The organism is Rhizobium sp. Rhizsp42 (genome assembly GCF_047304155.1).
Taxonomy (GTDB): Bacteria; Pseudomonadota; Alphaproteobacteria; order Rhizobiales; family Rhizobiaceae; genus Rhizobium.
Genome location: NZ_JBGLYS010000005.1, coordinates 154,507 through 171,053, shown reverse-complemented (window position 1 = coordinate 171,053; position 16,547 = coordinate 154,507). Strand labels below are relative to the sequence as shown.

Genomic DNA, 16,547 nt, shown 5'->3' with positions numbered 1-16,547 from the left:
CACCTGACAAGGGCGTGAACGCCAAGGCGGATAATCCCCAGCCAGACACCGTCAGAAACGAGAAAAGCCGGACCAACGGCCCGGCTTTTCCAATGACATATGTCCGCGACTTAGCTGTCGAGGAACGAGCGGAGCTTACGCGAGCGGCTCGGGTGCTTCAGCTTGCGCAGCGCCTTCGCTTCGATCTGACGGATACGTTCGCGGGTAACCGAGAACTGCTGGCCGACTTCTTCGAGCGTATGGTCGGTGTTCATGCCGATGCCGAAACGCATGCGCAGCACGCGCTCTTCGCGCGGCGTGAGCGATGCCAGAACACGCGTCGTCGTTTCGCGCAGGTTCGCCTGAATGGCCGCGTCGATCGGCAGAAGCGCGTTCTTGTCCTCGATGAAATCGCCGAGGTGCGAATCTTCTTCGTCACCGACAGGCGTTTCGAGCGAAATCGGCTCCTTGGCGATCTTCAGGACCTTACGAACCTTTTCGAGCGGCATGGCGAGCTTCTCGGCCAGTTCTTCCGGCGTCGGCTCGCGGCCGATCTCGTGCAGCATCTGGCGCGAGGTACGAACGATCTTGTTGATCGTTTCGATCATGTGCACAGGAATACGGATCGTACGAGCCTGGTCGGCGATCGAACGGGTGATCGCCTGACGGATCCACCATGTCGCATAGGTCGAGAACTTGTAACCGCGACGGTATTCGAACTTGTCGACCGCCTTCATCAGGCCGATGTTGCCTTCCTGAATGAGGTCGAGGAACTGCAGGCCGCGGTTCGTGTACTTCTTGGCGATGGAGATGACGAGGCGAAGGTTCGCTTCGACCATTTCCTTCTTGGCGATACGCGCTTCGCGCTCGCCCTTCTGCACCATCGACACGATGCGGCGGAATTCGGCGATCGAGATGCCGGTTTCCGTTGCAAGGTTCTGAATCTCCTGGCGGATGTCGCGGATCGTCGTGTTTTCGCCCTTGGCGAATTCCTTCCAGCCGCGTGCGGCCAGATTGGCGATCGACTTCATCCAGTTCGGATCGAGCTCAGCGCCCTGATACTGTTCCAGGAACGAGTCGCGCTTGACGCCGTAGGATTCGGCCAGACGCAGCAGACGGCCTTCGTTCTGCATCAGTCGCTTGGAGATGTCGTAGAGCTGCTCGACAAGGGCGTCGACGCGGTTCTGGTTCAGCGACAGAGACTTCACCGCCTTGATGAGCTCATCCTTGAGCTCCTTGTAGCGGCGCTCCTGGGCGGAAGACAGCGTGCCAGTCGCAGCGAGACGCTGCTCGACCTGCTGGTCCTGCAGCTTGCGCAGCTTCTTGTAGGTCTCGGCGATGATGTCGAGCGTTTCCATGACCTGCGGACGCAGTTCCGCTTCCATGGCGGCCAGCGACAGGTTGGATTCGTCCTCGTCTTCTTCTTCCTCTTCCGGAGGCAGGCCCTCGCCGCCGACATTGGTGATGTCGTCGTCGCCCGAACGGGTGCGGCGGGTCTTTTCCTTCTCTTCGGCGGCCTTGCGGTCGGCCTCGATCTTCTCGGGGCTCTGGAACTGCGGAGCAGCCTTCGCCTCGGGACCGGAATAGGTCGTTTCGAGATCGATGATCTCGCGCAGCAGTGTCGTGCCTTCGTTGAGTTCGTCGCGCCAGATGATGATCGCCTGGAAGGTCAGCGGGCTCTCACAGAGACCACCGATCATCGTTTCGCGGCCGGCCTCGATGCGCTTTGCAATGGCGATTTCGCCTTCGCGCGACAGAAGCTCCACCGAGCCCATTTCGCGCAGATACATGCGCACGGGGTCGTCGGTGCGGTCGGTCGGCTCTTTCTTCTTGGCGGTCGCAAGTGCGGTACCGCCGGAGGGAGCAAGCTCGCCGCCTTCGCTTTCGTCGTCCGAACCGGAATCGTCGTCGCCGCCGTCGTTGCCGCCAGCTTCCTCGGCTTCTTCATCCTCGATGACGTTGATGCCCATATCCGACAGCATCGACATCGTGTCTTCGATCTGTTCGGATGTCACTTCCTCGGACGGGAGAACGGCATTGAGCTCGTCCATCGTCACATAGCCGCGCTTCTTGGCGGCCTTGATCATTTTCTTGACCGCGTCATCGGAAAGATCGAGAAGAGGGCCGTCGGTACCGCCGTCGCGTTCGACTTCCGCTTCTTCGTTCTCTTTGACCTTCGTTGCCATGTATATCGTCGCCTTCCTGACGCTATTCAAACTCGCTGCGGTAAAACGGCCCTATCAAAGCCGGCGCGCCGCAAACGGCCGTCTCGAATCACCTGATCCCAGATAACGGGATGACATTTAATGCCTGATTAACCACGATTGCCGGCGCCGGACGACAGAGTTCATATGTCACCAAATGTCCGGCCATGGTTGTGCGATCTGCCCTTGACCCAGTTCACCGCTATTCAAGTCGAACGGTGATTCCCACAATTTTAGTTCTCGTCAAGCTTTTCCAGCAAAAAAGCGCGAGAAAACTTGGAAAAGGCCTTATCCACAGGCCACAAGCCGCCGAAGCGGTTGCCAAGCATAGATAGGATGTCACCACGGGAAGACAAGAGCGCGTGGCATTCTTCTGAAACGAACAGTTGTCGCAGATACCTCACACACCTCCCCGGCGCGACCTGCGGTCACGCCGAGGCTCCAGCCAACCGACAGACTAATGCGACTTGCCATCCCAAGGCTGGATCTCGATCGTCGCAAGATCGACAGCGGGCACACAGCGCAGATTGATGCAGGCCATCTCCGTGCCATCCGGCATCTTGCCCTCGCTGAATGGGCCGACGCCGCAATTGCTGCAGAAATGATGCTGGATCACATGGGTGTTGAATGTGTAGGTCGATAGTGCCTCGCGCGGCGTCTTCAGGCTGAACTTGTCGCGCGGCACGAAAGCGAGCAGCCCACCGCGGCGCCGGCAGAGCGAACAGTTGCAGTCGATGGCCGATGTAAAGTCACCCTCGACGTCGAATGCGATCTGGCCGCAGTGGCAGCTTCCTTCATAGTTCATGTCGTTTTCCTCCCATTACCAGTCCATCACCACCTTGCCGGAGTTGCCCGACCGCATCGCCTCGAAGCCCTCGCGGAAATCGTCGATGATGATGCGGTGGGTAATCACAGGAGCAAGGTCCAGCCCGCCCTGCACAAAGGCGATCATCTTGTACCAGGTCTCGAACATCTCGCGGCCATAGATGCCCTTCAGATTGAGCATCTTGAAGATCACCTTGTTCCAGTCGATCTCGAAACCAGCGGGCGCGATGCCGAGAATGGCGATCTTGCCGCCATTGTTCATCTTGTCGATCATGTCGCGAAAGGCAGGGGCCGCACCCGACATTTCCAGCCCGACATCGAAGCCCTCGGTCATGCCTATCGAGGTCATCACGTCGGAGAGGTTCTCCTTCGACGCATCGACGACATGGTCGATGCCGAGTTTGCGGGCGAGATCGAGCCGGTGCGGATTGATATCGGTGATCACGACCTTGCGCGCCCCCGACCGCTTGGCGACCAGCGCCCCCATGATGCCGATCGGACCCGCGCCGGTGACCAGCACGTCCTCACCCACGAGATCGAAAGAGAGTGCCGTATGCACGGCGTTACCAAACGGATCGAAGATCGCCGCGATCTCATCCGGAATATCATCAGGGATCGGCACGACATTGGCTTCCGGGATGCAGACGAACTCGCCGAAGGAACCCGGCCGATTGACGCCGACCCCTTGCGTATTGCGGCAGAGATGCCCGCGCCCGGCGCGACAGTTGCGGCATTTGCCGCAGACGATATGCCCCTCGCCAGACACCCGCTCGCCGACATGATACTTGGTGACCGCCGAGCCCACCTCGGCGATCACGCCGCAGAACTCGTGCCCCACCACCATCGGCACCGGAATGGTCTTCTGCGCCCACTGGTCCCAGTTCCAGATATGCACGTCGGTGCCGCAGATCGCCGACTTCTTGACCTTGATCAGCACATCGTTCGGCCCGACCTCGGGCACCGGCACCTGCTCCATCCACAGCCCGACCTCGGCCTTCGACTTCACCAGCGCCTTCATCATGTTCGACATTCAATTCCTCCCAATTGCCAATGCGTGTGCGCGGGCTTCTCAGCTAAATGACACCCAACTCCCGCCCAGCCTCGGCGAACGCCTCAATCGCCCGCTCGACATCCTCGACCGAATGCGCCGCCGACATCTGCGTACGAATACGCGCCTGTCCCTTCGGAACCACGGGGAAGGAGAAACCGATGACATAAACGCCCTTCTTCAGCATCAGCGCCGCCATATCCTGCGCCAGCTTCGCATCCCCCAGCATGACGGGAATGATCGGATGCCCCTCGCCGGCAAGCGTGAAGCCGAGCTTCGTCATCTCCGAACGAAACAGATCCGCATTGGCCGACAGCCGCGCCCGCAGCGCATCGCCATGATCGATCAGATCGAACACCTTCAACGACGCAGCAGCAATCACGGGCGCCAGCGTATTGGAAAACAGATAGGGCCGCGACCGCTGCCGCAGCCATTCCACCACCTCGGCCTTCGCCGACGTATAGCCGCCCGACGCGCCGCCCAACGCCTTGCCGAGCGTGCCGGTGATGATATCGACCCGCCCCTCGACGCCGCAATGCTCGGCCGACCCGCGCCCATGCTTGCCGACAAACCCGACAGCATGGCTGTCATCGACCATGACCATCGCGCCATACTTCTCGGCGAGATCGCACACACCCTTGAGATTGGCGATGATCCCGTCCATCGAAAACACGCCATCGGTGGCGATCAGCTTGAACCGGCTACCCTCGGCCTTCTTCAACTCCTCCTCGAGCGCCGCCATGTCGTTGTTGGCGTAGCGGAAACGCTTCGCCTTGGAGAGACGCACGCCGTCAATGATCGAGGCATGGTTCAGCGCATCCGAAATGATCGCATCCTCCTCGCCAAGCAGCGTCTCGAACAGGCCGCCATTGGCATCGAAGCAGGAGGAATAAAGGATCGTGTCTTCCATCCCGAGAAACGACGAAATCCTGGCCTCCAGCTGCTTGTGCTCCTCCTGCGTCCCGCAGATGAAACGCACGGACGCCATGCCATAACCATAGCGATCAAGCGCCTGCTTGCCGGCCTCGGCGAGTTCCGCGTTGTCGGCAAGGCCGAGATAATTGTTGGCGCAGAAATTCAGCACCCGCTCGCCGGATGAAATCGCGATCTCGCCCGCCTGTTTCGAGGTAATGACGCGCTCCGCCTTATAAAGCCCGGCCTCCTTCAGGCCGGCAAGCTCGGTGCGCAAATGGGAGAGGAACTGCGAGGTCATTGGTGGCCCTTCTCGTATTCATCCGGGTAAACGAAGCAACTGCTTTGTAAGCCATCATGAAGATAGCGCCAACCGTCGAATAGATGGTACACGATAGAGCTCGGACCAGTACCAACATCATTCGAACGCCGAAGCGTGTGTCGAAAAGTTCATTTGCTATTATAAAGCGAAATCCCTATCATCAGGGTCGTGGGCAAGCGTCGGAAAATCCCCAAGTTGCCGAAAGGTGGCAGCACTCTTCGCAGTGTGGGACAGGGGACCGGGGGCCCACATCTTATATTCGCCCGACAATCAATGCCTCGCTCGATCGATGAGCCAATCGACGAAACTCCGCTGTTCGGCATTTAACGGACATTTCGAGTACGGCGGGATGAGCGTGAAGCCGTAGTTCAGTGCATTTCCGTCTGATTTGAGAAGCCGTGAAGCAATCTCGCGGGCGTAGCGATCTTCGCAGCGCCCGTAACCATTCGGCTCAAGGGCTTTCCAGACCGCGCTGGTAAAGAGATCCGCCACCTGCAAGCCAGCCCTTACCTTATGGTTCTCCACGGCGATGTCTTCTGGATCCAATACCGACCAATCGATTGATCGAATAGGCTGCAGCTTCTCCCGACCGTCGCGAAGAAACCTCAGGTAATCTCGCATCTGCTCGTAATCGGTGCCCTTGCGTCGCGAAAACAACACGCGCAAATGAGCCTGTTCGCCGATGGCGGCGGCGCGCTTGCTGCAGGCGTCGGTAATTCTCTCAAGCAGGAGCCGCGTCAGATAGTTGTAGAGGTGCTGCTTCTTTTTGAAGACGTCGCGCTCACTTGCTTCCAGCAAGGTCTTCTTTGCGGATGAGACGATGCATGCGCCGATGGGTTTCTTTGCGATTGTAGCGCAGGCATGGACGCGCTGGTCATGCTTCAAATCGCGGAAATGCAAATCTCTGTTGTTCTTGTTCTTGAAGGCGCTCATGATTTCATCGCGCCAACTGACGATCAGCCGATTATTGTCCTCGCTCACAATGCAGGCGCCGATCGAAAACCATTGCGATTGAGCAGTCGGCTCATCGCTTCCCAATTTTCCGAAGCCTTCATCGCCGGCCTCGTCAACATAAGCAATAAATCGCTTCAAATCAGCCACCGCCTCGGCGCCGAGCAATCACCAAAAACAATATCTGAAGTTGTACAGATATCTATATTCGGCAGCAACGGTCAAAGCGATGCGATATCCCTCACCCGTCAAACCCCAAAATCACCTCGAGAAACGCATCCCCATACCGCTCCAGCTTCGACTGCCCGACGCCGGAAATGCCGAGCAGTTCCTTGTGCGTGCGCGGCCGCTCGGTGGCGAAGGCGATCAGCGTTGTGTCGGGGAAGACGACGTAGGGCGGGACGCTGAGCGAGCGGGCGATCGCGGTGCGCTCGGCGCGCAGCGCCTCGAACAGCGCGTCGTCGGAGCCCGAGAGAACCGAGCGACGTTCGGCTTGTGCCGCCCTTTTCGGCCGCCGTTCGGAGGCCGGGCGGTCCTTGCGGAAGCACACCTCGCGTTCTCGCTTGAACACGGCGCGCGCACCCTCCTCCAGCTTCAGCGCGCCGAAAGCCCCGTGGTCGACACGCACCAGCCCCATCGCCAAAAGCTGGCGGAACACGGATTGCCAGGTGCGCGCGGCGATATCCTTGCCGGCACCGAACACAGGCATTTCGGTGTGGCCGAAGCGCTCGGTCTTTTCGTTGACATTGCCGATGAGGACATCGACGACGTGCCCCGTGCCAAAACGCTCGCCCGTGCGGTAGATCGCCGCCAGCGCCTTGATCGCGGCATCTGTCCCATCCCAGGTCTCCACCGGCTTCAGGCAGGTGTCGCAGCCGCCGCAATTGCCGGCATGGCTTTCGCCGAAATGCGACAGGATCGCCTGCCGCCGGCACGACGCCGTCTCGCAGATGGCAAGCAGCGCGTTGAGCTTGGAGCGTTCCACGCGCTTGATCTCGTCGGCGGCACCACCTTCATCGATCATCCGCCCGCGCTGGATCACGTCAGCCATGCCATAGGCCATCCACACCTCGGAGGGCAGCCCGTCGCGCCCGGCGCGGCCGGTCTCCTGGTAGTAAGCCTCGACGGAACCCGGCAGATCGAGATGCGCGACATAGCGCACGTTCGGCTTGTCGATCCCCATGCCGAAGGCGACGGTGGCGACGAGGCAGAGATCCTCTTCCTTGAGGAAGGCATCCTGGTTGGCGTCGCGCACGGCGCGGTCCATGCCGGCGTGATAGGCAAGCGCCCGGATACCCTGGCCGTTCAGCCACTCGGCCGTATCCTCGACCTTGGCGCGCGACAGGCAATAGACGATGCCGCTATTGCCCTTGTGGCCGGCCAGGAACCGCAGAAGCTGCTGGCGCGGCTGGTCGCGCTCGACGATTTCGTAGCTGATATTCGGCCGGTCGAAGCTGGTGGTGAAGATCTTCGCGCCATTGAGCCCAAGGCGCGCCGCGATATCGTCGCGTGTATGCGGATCGGCCGTCGCCGTCAGCGCGATACGGGGAACACCGGGATAAAGCTCGCCGAGCTTGCCGAGCTCGCGATATTCCGGCCGGAAGTCGTGGCCCCATTGGGATACGCAGTGCGCTTCATCGATGGCGAAGAGCGCGATCCTGGCATTGCCGATGATATCGCGAAACCCCTCCATCAGGATGCGTTCCGGCGTCACGTAAAGCAGATCGAGATTTCCCGACGAGATCGCCCGGCGAACCTCGACATATTCCTCGCGCGTCAGCGACGAGTTGAGCGCGGCCGCCCGAATACCGAGCTGCTTCATCGCCTCCACCTGGTCGCGCATCAGCGCGATCAGCGGCGAAACGACGATGCCGACGCCATCGCGGCAGAGCGCCGGGATCTGGAAGCAGAGCGATTTGCCCGCTCCCGTCGGAAACAACACCAGCGCATCGCCGCCATCGACCAGATGCTCGACGACCGCCTGCTGCTTGCCGCGAAAGGCCGGGTAGCCATAGACGTGGTTGAGAATGCCGAGCGGCGTGCGCTCGGCGCCAAACAGCGCGTCGCCCGCCGAAAACCGTGTATCCGCCGCGTCCATCAATGGCTCGCAGCCCCTTTGACGCGACCCGAGAGCACGCCGAAGCCATCGATGATCGCTTCCTGGTTCTCAAGCCGCAGGCCCTCGAAATGAACCTCCTGCAGCGCCCGCATCAGCTGATCGATCACCTCTTCGTTGCCGCTTTCGGTGGCTTCGGCGATCTCTTTTTCCAGCTCGATCTTCTGCCAGCGCAGCGCCTTGGAGCGCTTGTGGAAGGCGAGCGCCTGGCGATAGCCCTCGCGCGCATCCTCCATCGCCGCCTGCTCGGTGGCGATCCATAGCCGCGCATTGCGGATCTGCTGCTCCAGCATCTGGATCAGCCCGCCAAAACCCTGCTCTTCCAGGCGCTCGATCAGATAATCGCGCGTCAGATGCGGACCGGCGACAGCCGCCGCGGCCCCGAGCATGCCCGACCAGAGCCGCTGCAGCTCTCGGCTGTCGTAATCGATCGAGGCGATCTCGTCATACTCGTCCTGCATCAGCGCCGGGTGGTTGACGACGGTGAGCGCCAAGACGCTCTCGCGCAGCGCCGGCGTTTCCTGGTGCCCACGTACCAGCCCGGAGCGGGCCAGCCGATCCGAAATACCGCCGCCGGAAACTCGGGCACCGCGCGGGCCATCGTTGCCGCGTCCGCGACCCTGCCCACCTCCACGCTCAAAACCGCCACGCTCGAAACCGCCGCGATCGAAATTGCGCCGCTCGCCGCCGTCGCGGTTCTGGAACTGCGGCCGGAAGAAGCCGTTCAGCCGGTCGCGCATGTCCTGCTGGTAGTGCCGGCGCACGTCTTCGTCGGCAATCACGGCCACCAGCTGCCTCAGCCGCGCCTCGAGCTCGGCCTTGGCTTCCGGCGTCTCGAACGAGCCGGTCTTCAATTCGCGGCCCCAGATCATCTCGGCCAGCGGCTTGGCTTGGCTCATCACCTTGTCGAACGGCGCCCGCCCCTCGTTGCGCACGAGATCGTCGGGGTCCTTGCCATCAGGCAGCAGCGCGAAACGCACGGTCCGGCCAGGCTTGATATGCGGCAGTGCCAGATCGGCCGCGCGGTTGGCGGCGCGAATGCCCGCGCCGTCGCCGTCGAAGCAGAGCACCGGCTGCGGCGTCATCTTCCAGAGGAGCTCCAGCTGGTTTTCGGTGAGCGCCGTGCCGAGCGGGGCGACCGCGTTCTCAACACCCGCCTGATAGAGCGCGATCACGTCCATGTAGCCTTCGACGGCAATGATCGTGCCTTCGCCATTGGCCCCCTGTGTCGAGCGCCGCGCGCGGGCGAAATTGTAGAGCACGTTGCCCTTGTGAAAGAGCTCCGTCTCGTTGGAATTGAGATACTTTGCCGGTGCATCCGGCGACATGGCGCGGCCACCGAAGGCGATCACCTTCTCGCGCGACGACAAGATCGGGAACATGATGCGGTCGCGGAAGCGATCGTAGGAAACCGGGATCTCCGGCCCGTGCACGACAAGACCGCAGGCCTCGATCTGCTCCTTGGACGCCCCCTTGCCCGCCAGATGCTCCTTCAGCGCATTGCGGCTATCGGGGGCAAAGCCTAGACGGAAGGTTTCAATCGTCCGGCCGGTCAGCCCGCGATCGCGCAGGTAGGCGCGTGCGCGTGCGCCGTTCGCCGTCTGCAGCTGGTCCTGGAAGAACTGCGTCGCCATCTCCATCACGTCAAGAAGCGTCGTCCGCTCCTTCTCGCGCTTCTCCATGGCCGGATCGGCGACAGGCATCGCGACGCCGGCCATATCGGCGATCGTCTGCACCGCCTCGGGAAAGCTCAGGCCCTCGAGCTCGGTGAGGAAGCGGAAATGGTCGCCGGTCACGCCGCAGCCGAAGCAATGGTAGCGGCCCTTGCGGTCCTCGCAGTGGAAGCTCGGCGACTTCTCGCCGTGAAACGGGCAGCAGGCCCAGTAATCAGCGCGCGAGACGTTGGTCTTGCGCTTGTCCCAGCTCACACGGCGGCCGATCACGTCCGAAATCAGGACGCGGTCGCGTATCTCGTCGAGAAAGGAGTTTGAAAAGCGCATTTCTACCTCTTGGCTATCCTCCATATAAGCAAGTTCCCGGGCGCATGCCACGAACTTTGGCCGATAGCCACGCTATACACAGGTTGCTTCGACGACCGCCCGCCGGACACGCGGCTACTTCCTACTTTCAACAAAGCGTGACTGTCGAAGGCATTCACCACGCGCCAAGAGCCAGCTTTGCAGGACAAACGAGACCAGCCGCGATGCGGCAACCTCTCCCCTTATAAGTAAAACAATACCTTACGGCCGAGACTCGAATCCGATTGCGAGCCGGACACCATAACTGGTGTTCGCTTTAAGGCGGCGATTCCCGCCAATTATTATTTTTTTGTAATTTGAATCTCATGCCGCATCGCAATAACGTCAGTCTCAACAAAGCGATCCCCTCGCAAGGCACCATCCCTACCCCCGGCGCCGCCTTGCAAGGGTGCCTTTGCAAATACCCGCTGATGAGGACCCAGGCCCTGCGTCGTCAGCCGGAGCAAAGAGCAAGAAGGCAGGAACGCCCCCAGTTCCTGCCTTCTTTAATTTCTACCTGACGTTTCATATTTTACATCTAGACTGCCAATCACAGGCAGATTCCACCAGCAATTGATTGACAGTCGTTGGTCGCAAGTCCAATGAAGGCGGCAACTTCGGATGGTTGCCAAGCATGCCACATAAGGTTGAAGAATTTTTAGAGAGTGACGCATTTTTCGCGTTGGTTCTGGAATTCGCGCGCGAAATGCTCGCGATCTACCGCGAAAGCCCACGCATCGCGTCGATATTCGCCGCCCAGCAACGCTGGTTGATGGCGCAACTCGGATTCGCGCTTTATTTCGGCTATCCTGATGATCCCAAGGGCGGCCTCTACTCCGGCCGCTTCATTTCATTCGCGATAGAAAAGAAGATCGCCAGCCGCAACACGGCGGCCGCCTTCATGCAGGAAATGCTTGCCTATCGATTCCTCCGCCCGGTCGAAAGCCCGTCCGACAAGCGCACGCGCCTGCTGGAGCCGACCGAGACGGCGCTCGAGCATTTCCACAAATGGCTCGCCGCTCACCTGATGATCCTCGACAACCTCGATGGCGGCCATCGTCTCGAGGCGGCGATGAAGGATCCGATGGTTTTTGCCCGCATGCAGCCACTGATCGCCAAGGGCATCATCGACAGCGACGCGGTGCGCGATCCCGGCACCACCTACAATCTCTTCAACTGGGCGAACTCCGGCGGCCTCGTCATGGACTTGCTGATGACGCGCATAACCTCGTTCGACCAGTCGATGGAGCGCGTCGCGATCGGAAGGCTCTCGCTGAAGGAAATCCGCGACCAGTTCATGATCTCCAACACGCACCTGAAGCGACTGCTGTCGCAGGCAGCCGAGATGGGCAGCATCGGCTGGTCGGAGGCCTCGTTCAAGGGCGAGACCTGGATGTCGAAGAAGTTCGTGCGGGAATATTGGGGCTACCAGGCCGCGAAATTCGCCGTCATCGACGCGGCCGCGGCAAGCGTGCTCGGGCCCGCGGTCCCAAGGACCGCGCGCCTGGCTTGATCGATCAGTTCAGGAGTTCCTTGACGGCGCCCGAGGCCTTGGAGAAATCCATCTGGCCGGCATAGCGCTCTTTCAGCACCGCCATCACCTTGCCCATGTCCTTCGGACCGGCAGCACCCGTCTCGGCGATGATCGCCGCGATGTTGGCGCGCACATCCGAATCGGAAAGCTGCTTCGGCATGAAGTCCTGCACCACCTTGATTTCGGCGCGCTCCTTGGCCGCGAGCTCCGGGCGGGCGTTCTCGTCGTAGATCTTCGCCGATTCGTCACGCTGCTTCACCATTTTGGCCAGGATCTGCAGGATTTCGTCGTCGCTGGCCTCTTCCTTGCCGGCGCCGCGATTGGCGATATCACGGTCCTTGATCGCAGCCTGGATCAGGCGAACGGTCGAAAGACGCTCGGCATTCTTGGATTTCATCGCATCCTTGAGGGCGGCGGCGAGTTGATCGCGCAACATCATAAACACTCCTGTTTGAATGCCGCTTCATAAACCAGACGAATGCGTGGGATCAAATAAATTGCGAAACGCGCGACATAAAGCGGCAGAAAACCCTTAGAATCTGCGGTACAAAGATTGACCTCAGGAAATAGCGTGGCTATTTACCGCCACCTGCACCAAAATTCGTGATCAGGCCTGAGAGCGCGCGCCTTGCCGCGCGTACACGCTTGCGAACCAAAATGGCCGGCCAACGTTGCCCAAGGACGTCTGGCGGCCGGAAACGGGATGAAGATGACCGCGACAGCACCCTGGACAACCGAAAAGCCGACCGCCCTGCTCGTTCTGGCGGATGGCACAGTGATCGAAGGCAAGGGCATCGGCGCGACCGGCAAGGTCCAGGCCGAAGTGGTCTTCAACACCGCGCTAACAGGTTACGAAGAGATCATGACCGATCCCTCCTACCTCGGCCAGATCGTCACCTTCACCTTCCCGCATATCGGCAACATCGGCACCAATGAAGAAGATATCGAAGACCTGACGCCGGCGGCACGCCACGGCGCGGTCGGCGTCATCTTCAAGGCCGACATGACCGACCCGTCCAACTACCGCGCCGCCAAGCATCTCGACGCCTGGCTGAAAGCCCGCGGCGTCATCGGCCTTTGCGGCATCGATACCCGCGCGCTCACCGCCTGGATCCGCGAGAACGGCGCACCGAACGCCGTCATCGCCCACGACCCGAACGGCGTCTTCGACGTCGACACGCTGAAGGCCGAAGCCAAGGCCTGGAGCGGCCTCGAAGGCCTCGACCTCGCCAAGATCGCCTCCTCCGGCCAGTCCTCGCAGTGGTCGCAGACCCCGTGGGTCTGGAACGAAGGCTACGGCGAGCTGAAGGCCGAGGATGCCAAGTACCACGTCGTCTGCCTCGACTACGGCGTCAAGCGCAACATCCTGCGCCTGTTCGCCGGCCTCGATTGCAAGGTCACCGTCATGCCGGCGACGACGAGCGCCGAGGAAGTGCTCGCCATGCAGCCCGACGGCATCTTCCTGTCGAACGGCCCGGGCGACCCGGCCGCGACCGGCGAATACGCCGTTCCGGTCATCCAGTCGCTGATCAAGACGGATATCCCGCTCTTCGGCATCTGCCTCGGACACCAGATGCTGGGTCTGGCACTCGGCGCCAAGACCGAAAAGATGCACCAGGGCCACCACGGCGCCAACCATCCAGTCAAGGACCACACGACGGGCAAGGTCGAGATCGTCTCGATGAACCACGGCTTCGCGGTCGACACGAAGTCGTTGCCCGAAGGTGTTGAGGAGACTCACGTTTCGCTGTTCGACGGCACGAACTGCGGCCTGCGTGTTTCAGGCAAGCAGATCTTCTCCGTCCAGCACCACCCGGAAGCCTCCCCCGGCCCGCAGGACAGCCACTACCTCTTCCGCCGCTTCATCAACATGGTGCGCGAGAAGAAGGGCGAAGCGGCACTGGCCGAACGCTAGGCGGATAGACAGAGATTAGAGAGAGGGGCGCCGAAGACCACGGCGCCGCTCTTTTCATTTCAGGCCTTGGGCATGGTCTTGCGTCATTTGTTAATCGCAATTTAAGGCCGACATTTCATGATCCGCACCCAGGCGCGCGCAACGCCGGCCGAAGGTGCCATCAATGCAGGAAAAGAAGCACATAGCCAGTCTCGACGGCTTGCGCGGCATGGCCGCCGCGGCAGTGGTCTTCTCGCACCTCGATCTGATCTTCCCCTCGCTTGCGCCCTTCATGATAACGGGCGTCGGCGGCCGGGCAGTCGCCATCTTCTTCGCCCTCAGCGGCTTCCTGATGGCCTATCTCTATGGCGACCGGCCGATCAGCCGCAAGGCCGTGGCCGATTTCCTGGTCAGCCGCTTCTCTCGCATCTATCCGGTCTATCTGGTCGCCGTGCTTGTGGTCGCGGTTCTATCGAGCATTCCGGGCTTCGATTTCATCAACCCGATCCACGGCGGCAAGGAAATCCTGCGCCACATCCTGCTGCTGGGTTCTACCGGCGTCCTGTGGTCGGTCCCGCCGGAGATCCAGTTCTATCTGCTCTTTCCGGTGATCTGGCTCTTCTTCAGCGACACCAGGCGATACCAGGTGATCGGCGTCCTGCTTGCGGGCTTTCTCGCGCTCGACGCGCTCGCCGGCTTTCCAGGTCCCGGCATTCTCCTCATCTCCAAGCTCGCCTTCTTCCTCTTCGGCGCCGCCGTCGGCAGGCTTCAGCCGCTGCTGAGCGAGCGATTGCAGGGCACCGCGACGGGTGTGCTGGCGCTAACGCTACCCTTCTTCATCCTGATCTCGACCCACCTGTTTCCCAATGCCGACAACGCCTGGGGACTGGCACCCGCCTTCGCGGGCGCGCTCGCCGTTCTGCTGGTGGCGCGCGAGCATCGGCTGTCGGCAGCCGTATTCGCCGCCGCCCCGATGCGCTTTCTCGGCAAGATCAGCTTCTCGCTTTATCTCTTCCACGTGCCGGTGATGTTCTTGATCGGCAATGCCCTGTCCTCAGCCCTGCCGCTCTATATCGTCGTCCCGGCGGCACTCGCCGCCGCCCTGCTGATCGCCTGGATCAGCTACGAATGCATCGAGACCCCGGCCCGCCGGGCGCTGGTATCGCTCTGGCATCAACGCGGATCGAAGGTCTTCGCCAATCCGCAGCCGAATACCCGCAGTTGAGCTACCTCGCGAGTTTAAACCTCGCGCCGCATCAGGATGTAGAACCGCGCACAGAGCATCAGCGCGGCCGTGAACAATCCGATCAGGAAGCCGAGCCAGATGCCGATGCCGCCGAGCCCCAGCGGAAACGCCAGCGCCCAGGCCAGGAAGAAGCCGATCGGCCAATAGGCGATCAACGCCAGGATCATCGGCACGCGCGCATCCTTCAGCCCGCGCAGCAGGCCGTTGGCGATCGCCTGCAGACCGTCGACCAGCTGGAACAGCCCGGCGATCACGATCAGCGGTCCGGCATAGGCAAGCACCTGCGGCGCCTCGGCCGAGTGCGTGTCGAGAAACCAACCCGCGAAGAAACCGGGCATGATCGCAAACAGCAACCCGCCGACCGCCGAGATGACGCAGGCGAGCGCCGATACCGACACGGCCGCGCGCACCAGCGCCACGCGATCCCCCTGCCCATGCGCGACGCCAACCCTGACGGTCGCCGCCTGCGACAGGCCGAGCGGGATCATGAAGGCAATCGATGCCCACTGCAGCGCGATACCATGCGCGGCAAGCTCGATGGTGCCGATCCGGCCCATCAACAGTGATGCCATGGTGAACAGGCTGACTTCGGCAAGGATGGTCACGCTGATCGGCAACCCCAAACGCACGACCTCGAAGAAGGCCTTCCAGTCTGGCCGCCAGAAGCGAACCAGGATCTCGTAGCGCCGGGTCTCCGGCCGGCTCTGGACGTAAGCAAGGATGAAGAAGAAGCCCGCCGTCTGCACCAGCACCGAGACGATCGCCGCACCGCGCAAGCCCATGGCCGGCAGGCCGAAATGGCCGAGCACCAGCACATAAGCAAAGACCGCGTTCAGCACCAGCATGGCGATCGTTACGTTGAGAATCACCGCCGCCTTGCCGATGGCGCTGACAAGCGAACGCAGCACGTTGTAGAGCAGGCCCGGCAGCACCGCGAACTGGCCGATGACGATATAGCTATGCGCCAGCGCCGCCACCTCGGGCTTCTGCCCGGCGGCAAGCAAGATGTGCTCGGAATTGAAGAAGGCCGGCGACATCAGCACCCAGAAGGCGAGAACCACCCACAGGCCCATGCGCAGCGACCGGCGCACGCTAACGACGTCGCCACGGCCATAGGCCTGCGCCACCATCGGAATGACGGCGATCGAGAAGCCGGAGCCGAAAACCAGGATCGTGAACAGGAACTGGCCGGCCAGCACCATCGCCGCCAGATGCTCGGCGCCGAGCCGCCCGACGATCATCACGTCGGTGGTGTTGATACCGAGCTGAGCCAACTGCGCACCGATCAGCGGCACGCCGAGCGCCAGCGTCGCGCGGATATGCGCGCTCCAACGGTTATCGGTTGTCGGCGCCAGCTTTCGCGCGTCGATCGGCGTGTCCATGACGGTGTCCTGTGAGTTGGTGCAAATAGTCGCAAGGCGCGACAATATGACCAAGGCTCTAACGGAAATGCCGAGGAAGGGACACCGAAAAATATGCAGATGATGAAATATTCATC

Annotated in this window: 12 protein-coding genes; 3 read left to right on the top strand and 9 right to left on the bottom strand. The window is 61.3% G+C overall.

Features of this window, described 5'->3' with window-relative positions:
- Positions 1-110 precede the first annotated feature (110 nt).
- The 7 genes from rpoD to dnaG all read right to left on the bottom strand — a co-directional run bounded on the left by rpoD (position 111) and on the right by dnaG (position 10,357).
- Positions 111-2,165, bottom strand: a complete 2,055-nt coding sequence (rpoD, locus tag ACCD05_RS08015) for an RNA polymerase sigma factor RpoD (RefSeq protein WP_047505977.1) — start codon at positions 2,163-2,165, stop codon at positions 111-113.
- A gap of 475 nt (positions 2,166-2,640) precedes the next feature.
- On the bottom strand, positions 2,641-2,988 hold the full coding sequence (locus tag ACCD05_RS08010; RefSeq protein ID WP_047505981.1) for a GFA family protein: 348 nt from the start codon (positions 2,986-2,988) through the stop codon (positions 2,641-2,643).
- 15 nt (positions 2,989-3,003) lie between these two features.
- Complete coding sequence (gene tdh / locus ACCD05_RS08005) at positions 3,004-4,038, bottom strand: L-threonine 3-dehydrogenase (RefSeq protein WP_413392037.1); 1,035 nt, start codon at positions 4,036-4,038, stop codon at positions 3,004-3,006.
- Between the two features lie 43 nt (positions 4,039-4,081).
- The gene (locus ACCD05_RS08000; protein ID WP_413392036.1) at positions 4,082-5,269 is read right to left on the bottom strand and encodes a glycine C-acetyltransferase; all 1,188 of its coding nucleotides are present in this window, start codon (positions 5,267-5,269) and stop codon (positions 4,082-4,084) included.
- Between the two features lie 291 nt (positions 5,270-5,560).
- On the bottom strand, positions 5,561-6,391 hold the full coding sequence (locus ACCD05_RS07995; protein WP_413392035.1) for a DUF3800 domain-containing protein: 831 nt from the start codon (positions 6,389-6,391) through the stop codon (positions 5,561-5,563).
- 91 nt (positions 6,392-6,482) lie between these two features.
- Positions 6,483-8,339, bottom strand: coding sequence for a DNA helicase RecQ (gene recQ, locus ACCD05_RS07990; RefSeq protein ID WP_413392034.1), 1,857 nt, complete (start codon positions 8,337-8,339; stop codon positions 6,483-6,485).
- Positions 8,339-10,357: a DNA primase gene (gene dnaG / locus ACCD05_RS07985; protein ID WP_413392033.1), complete on the bottom strand. Its 2,019-nt coding sequence runs from the start codon at positions 10,355-10,357 to the stop codon at positions 8,339-8,341. The genes recQ and dnaG overlap by 1 nt, the downstream gene beginning before the upstream one ends.
- A 652-nt stretch (positions 10,358-11,009) precedes the next feature.
- Between dnaG and ACCD05_RS07980 the strand changes: the two genes are divergently transcribed.
- Positions 11,010-11,888: a hypothetical protein gene (locus ACCD05_RS07980; protein WP_413392032.1), complete on the top strand. Its 879-nt coding sequence runs from the start codon at positions 11,010-11,012 to the stop codon at positions 11,886-11,888.
- A 4-nt stretch (positions 11,889-11,892) separates the two neighbouring features.
- On the opposite strand, the gene ACCD05_RS07975 is transcribed toward ACCD05_RS07980, so the two are convergent.
- Positions 11,893-12,345: a GatB/YqeY domain-containing protein gene (locus tag ACCD05_RS07975; RefSeq protein WP_026282805.1), complete on the bottom strand. Its 453-nt coding sequence runs from the start codon at positions 12,343-12,345 to the stop codon at positions 11,893-11,895.
- 273 nt (positions 12,346-12,618) lie between these two features.
- Here ACCD05_RS07975 and carA point away from each other — a divergent pair, with 273 nt between their 5' ends.
- Both carA and ACCD05_RS07965 read left to right on the top strand, forming a co-directional pair.
- Positions 12,619-13,824: a glutamine-hydrolyzing carbamoyl-phosphate synthase small subunit gene (gene carA / locus ACCD05_RS07970; RefSeq protein WP_113236407.1), complete on the top strand. Its 1,206-nt coding sequence runs from the start codon at positions 12,619-12,621 to the stop codon at positions 13,822-13,824.
- Positions 13,825-13,987: 163 nt separating this feature from the next.
- On the top strand, positions 13,988-15,028 hold the full coding sequence (locus ACCD05_RS07965; protein WP_413392031.1) for an acyltransferase family protein: 1,041 nt from the start codon (positions 13,988-13,990) through the stop codon (positions 15,026-15,028).
- A gap of 14 nt (positions 15,029-15,042) precedes the next feature.
- Here ACCD05_RS07965 and ACCD05_RS07960 read toward each other — a convergent pair whose 3' ends face one another.
- Positions 15,043-16,431 carry an MATE family efflux transporter gene (locus tag ACCD05_RS07960; protein ID WP_413392030.1) on the bottom strand — a complete coding sequence of 463 codons (1,389 nt, stop codon included), beginning with the start codon at positions 16,429-16,431 and terminating at the stop codon, positions 15,043-15,045.
- Positions 16,432-16,547 lie beyond the last annotated feature (116 nt).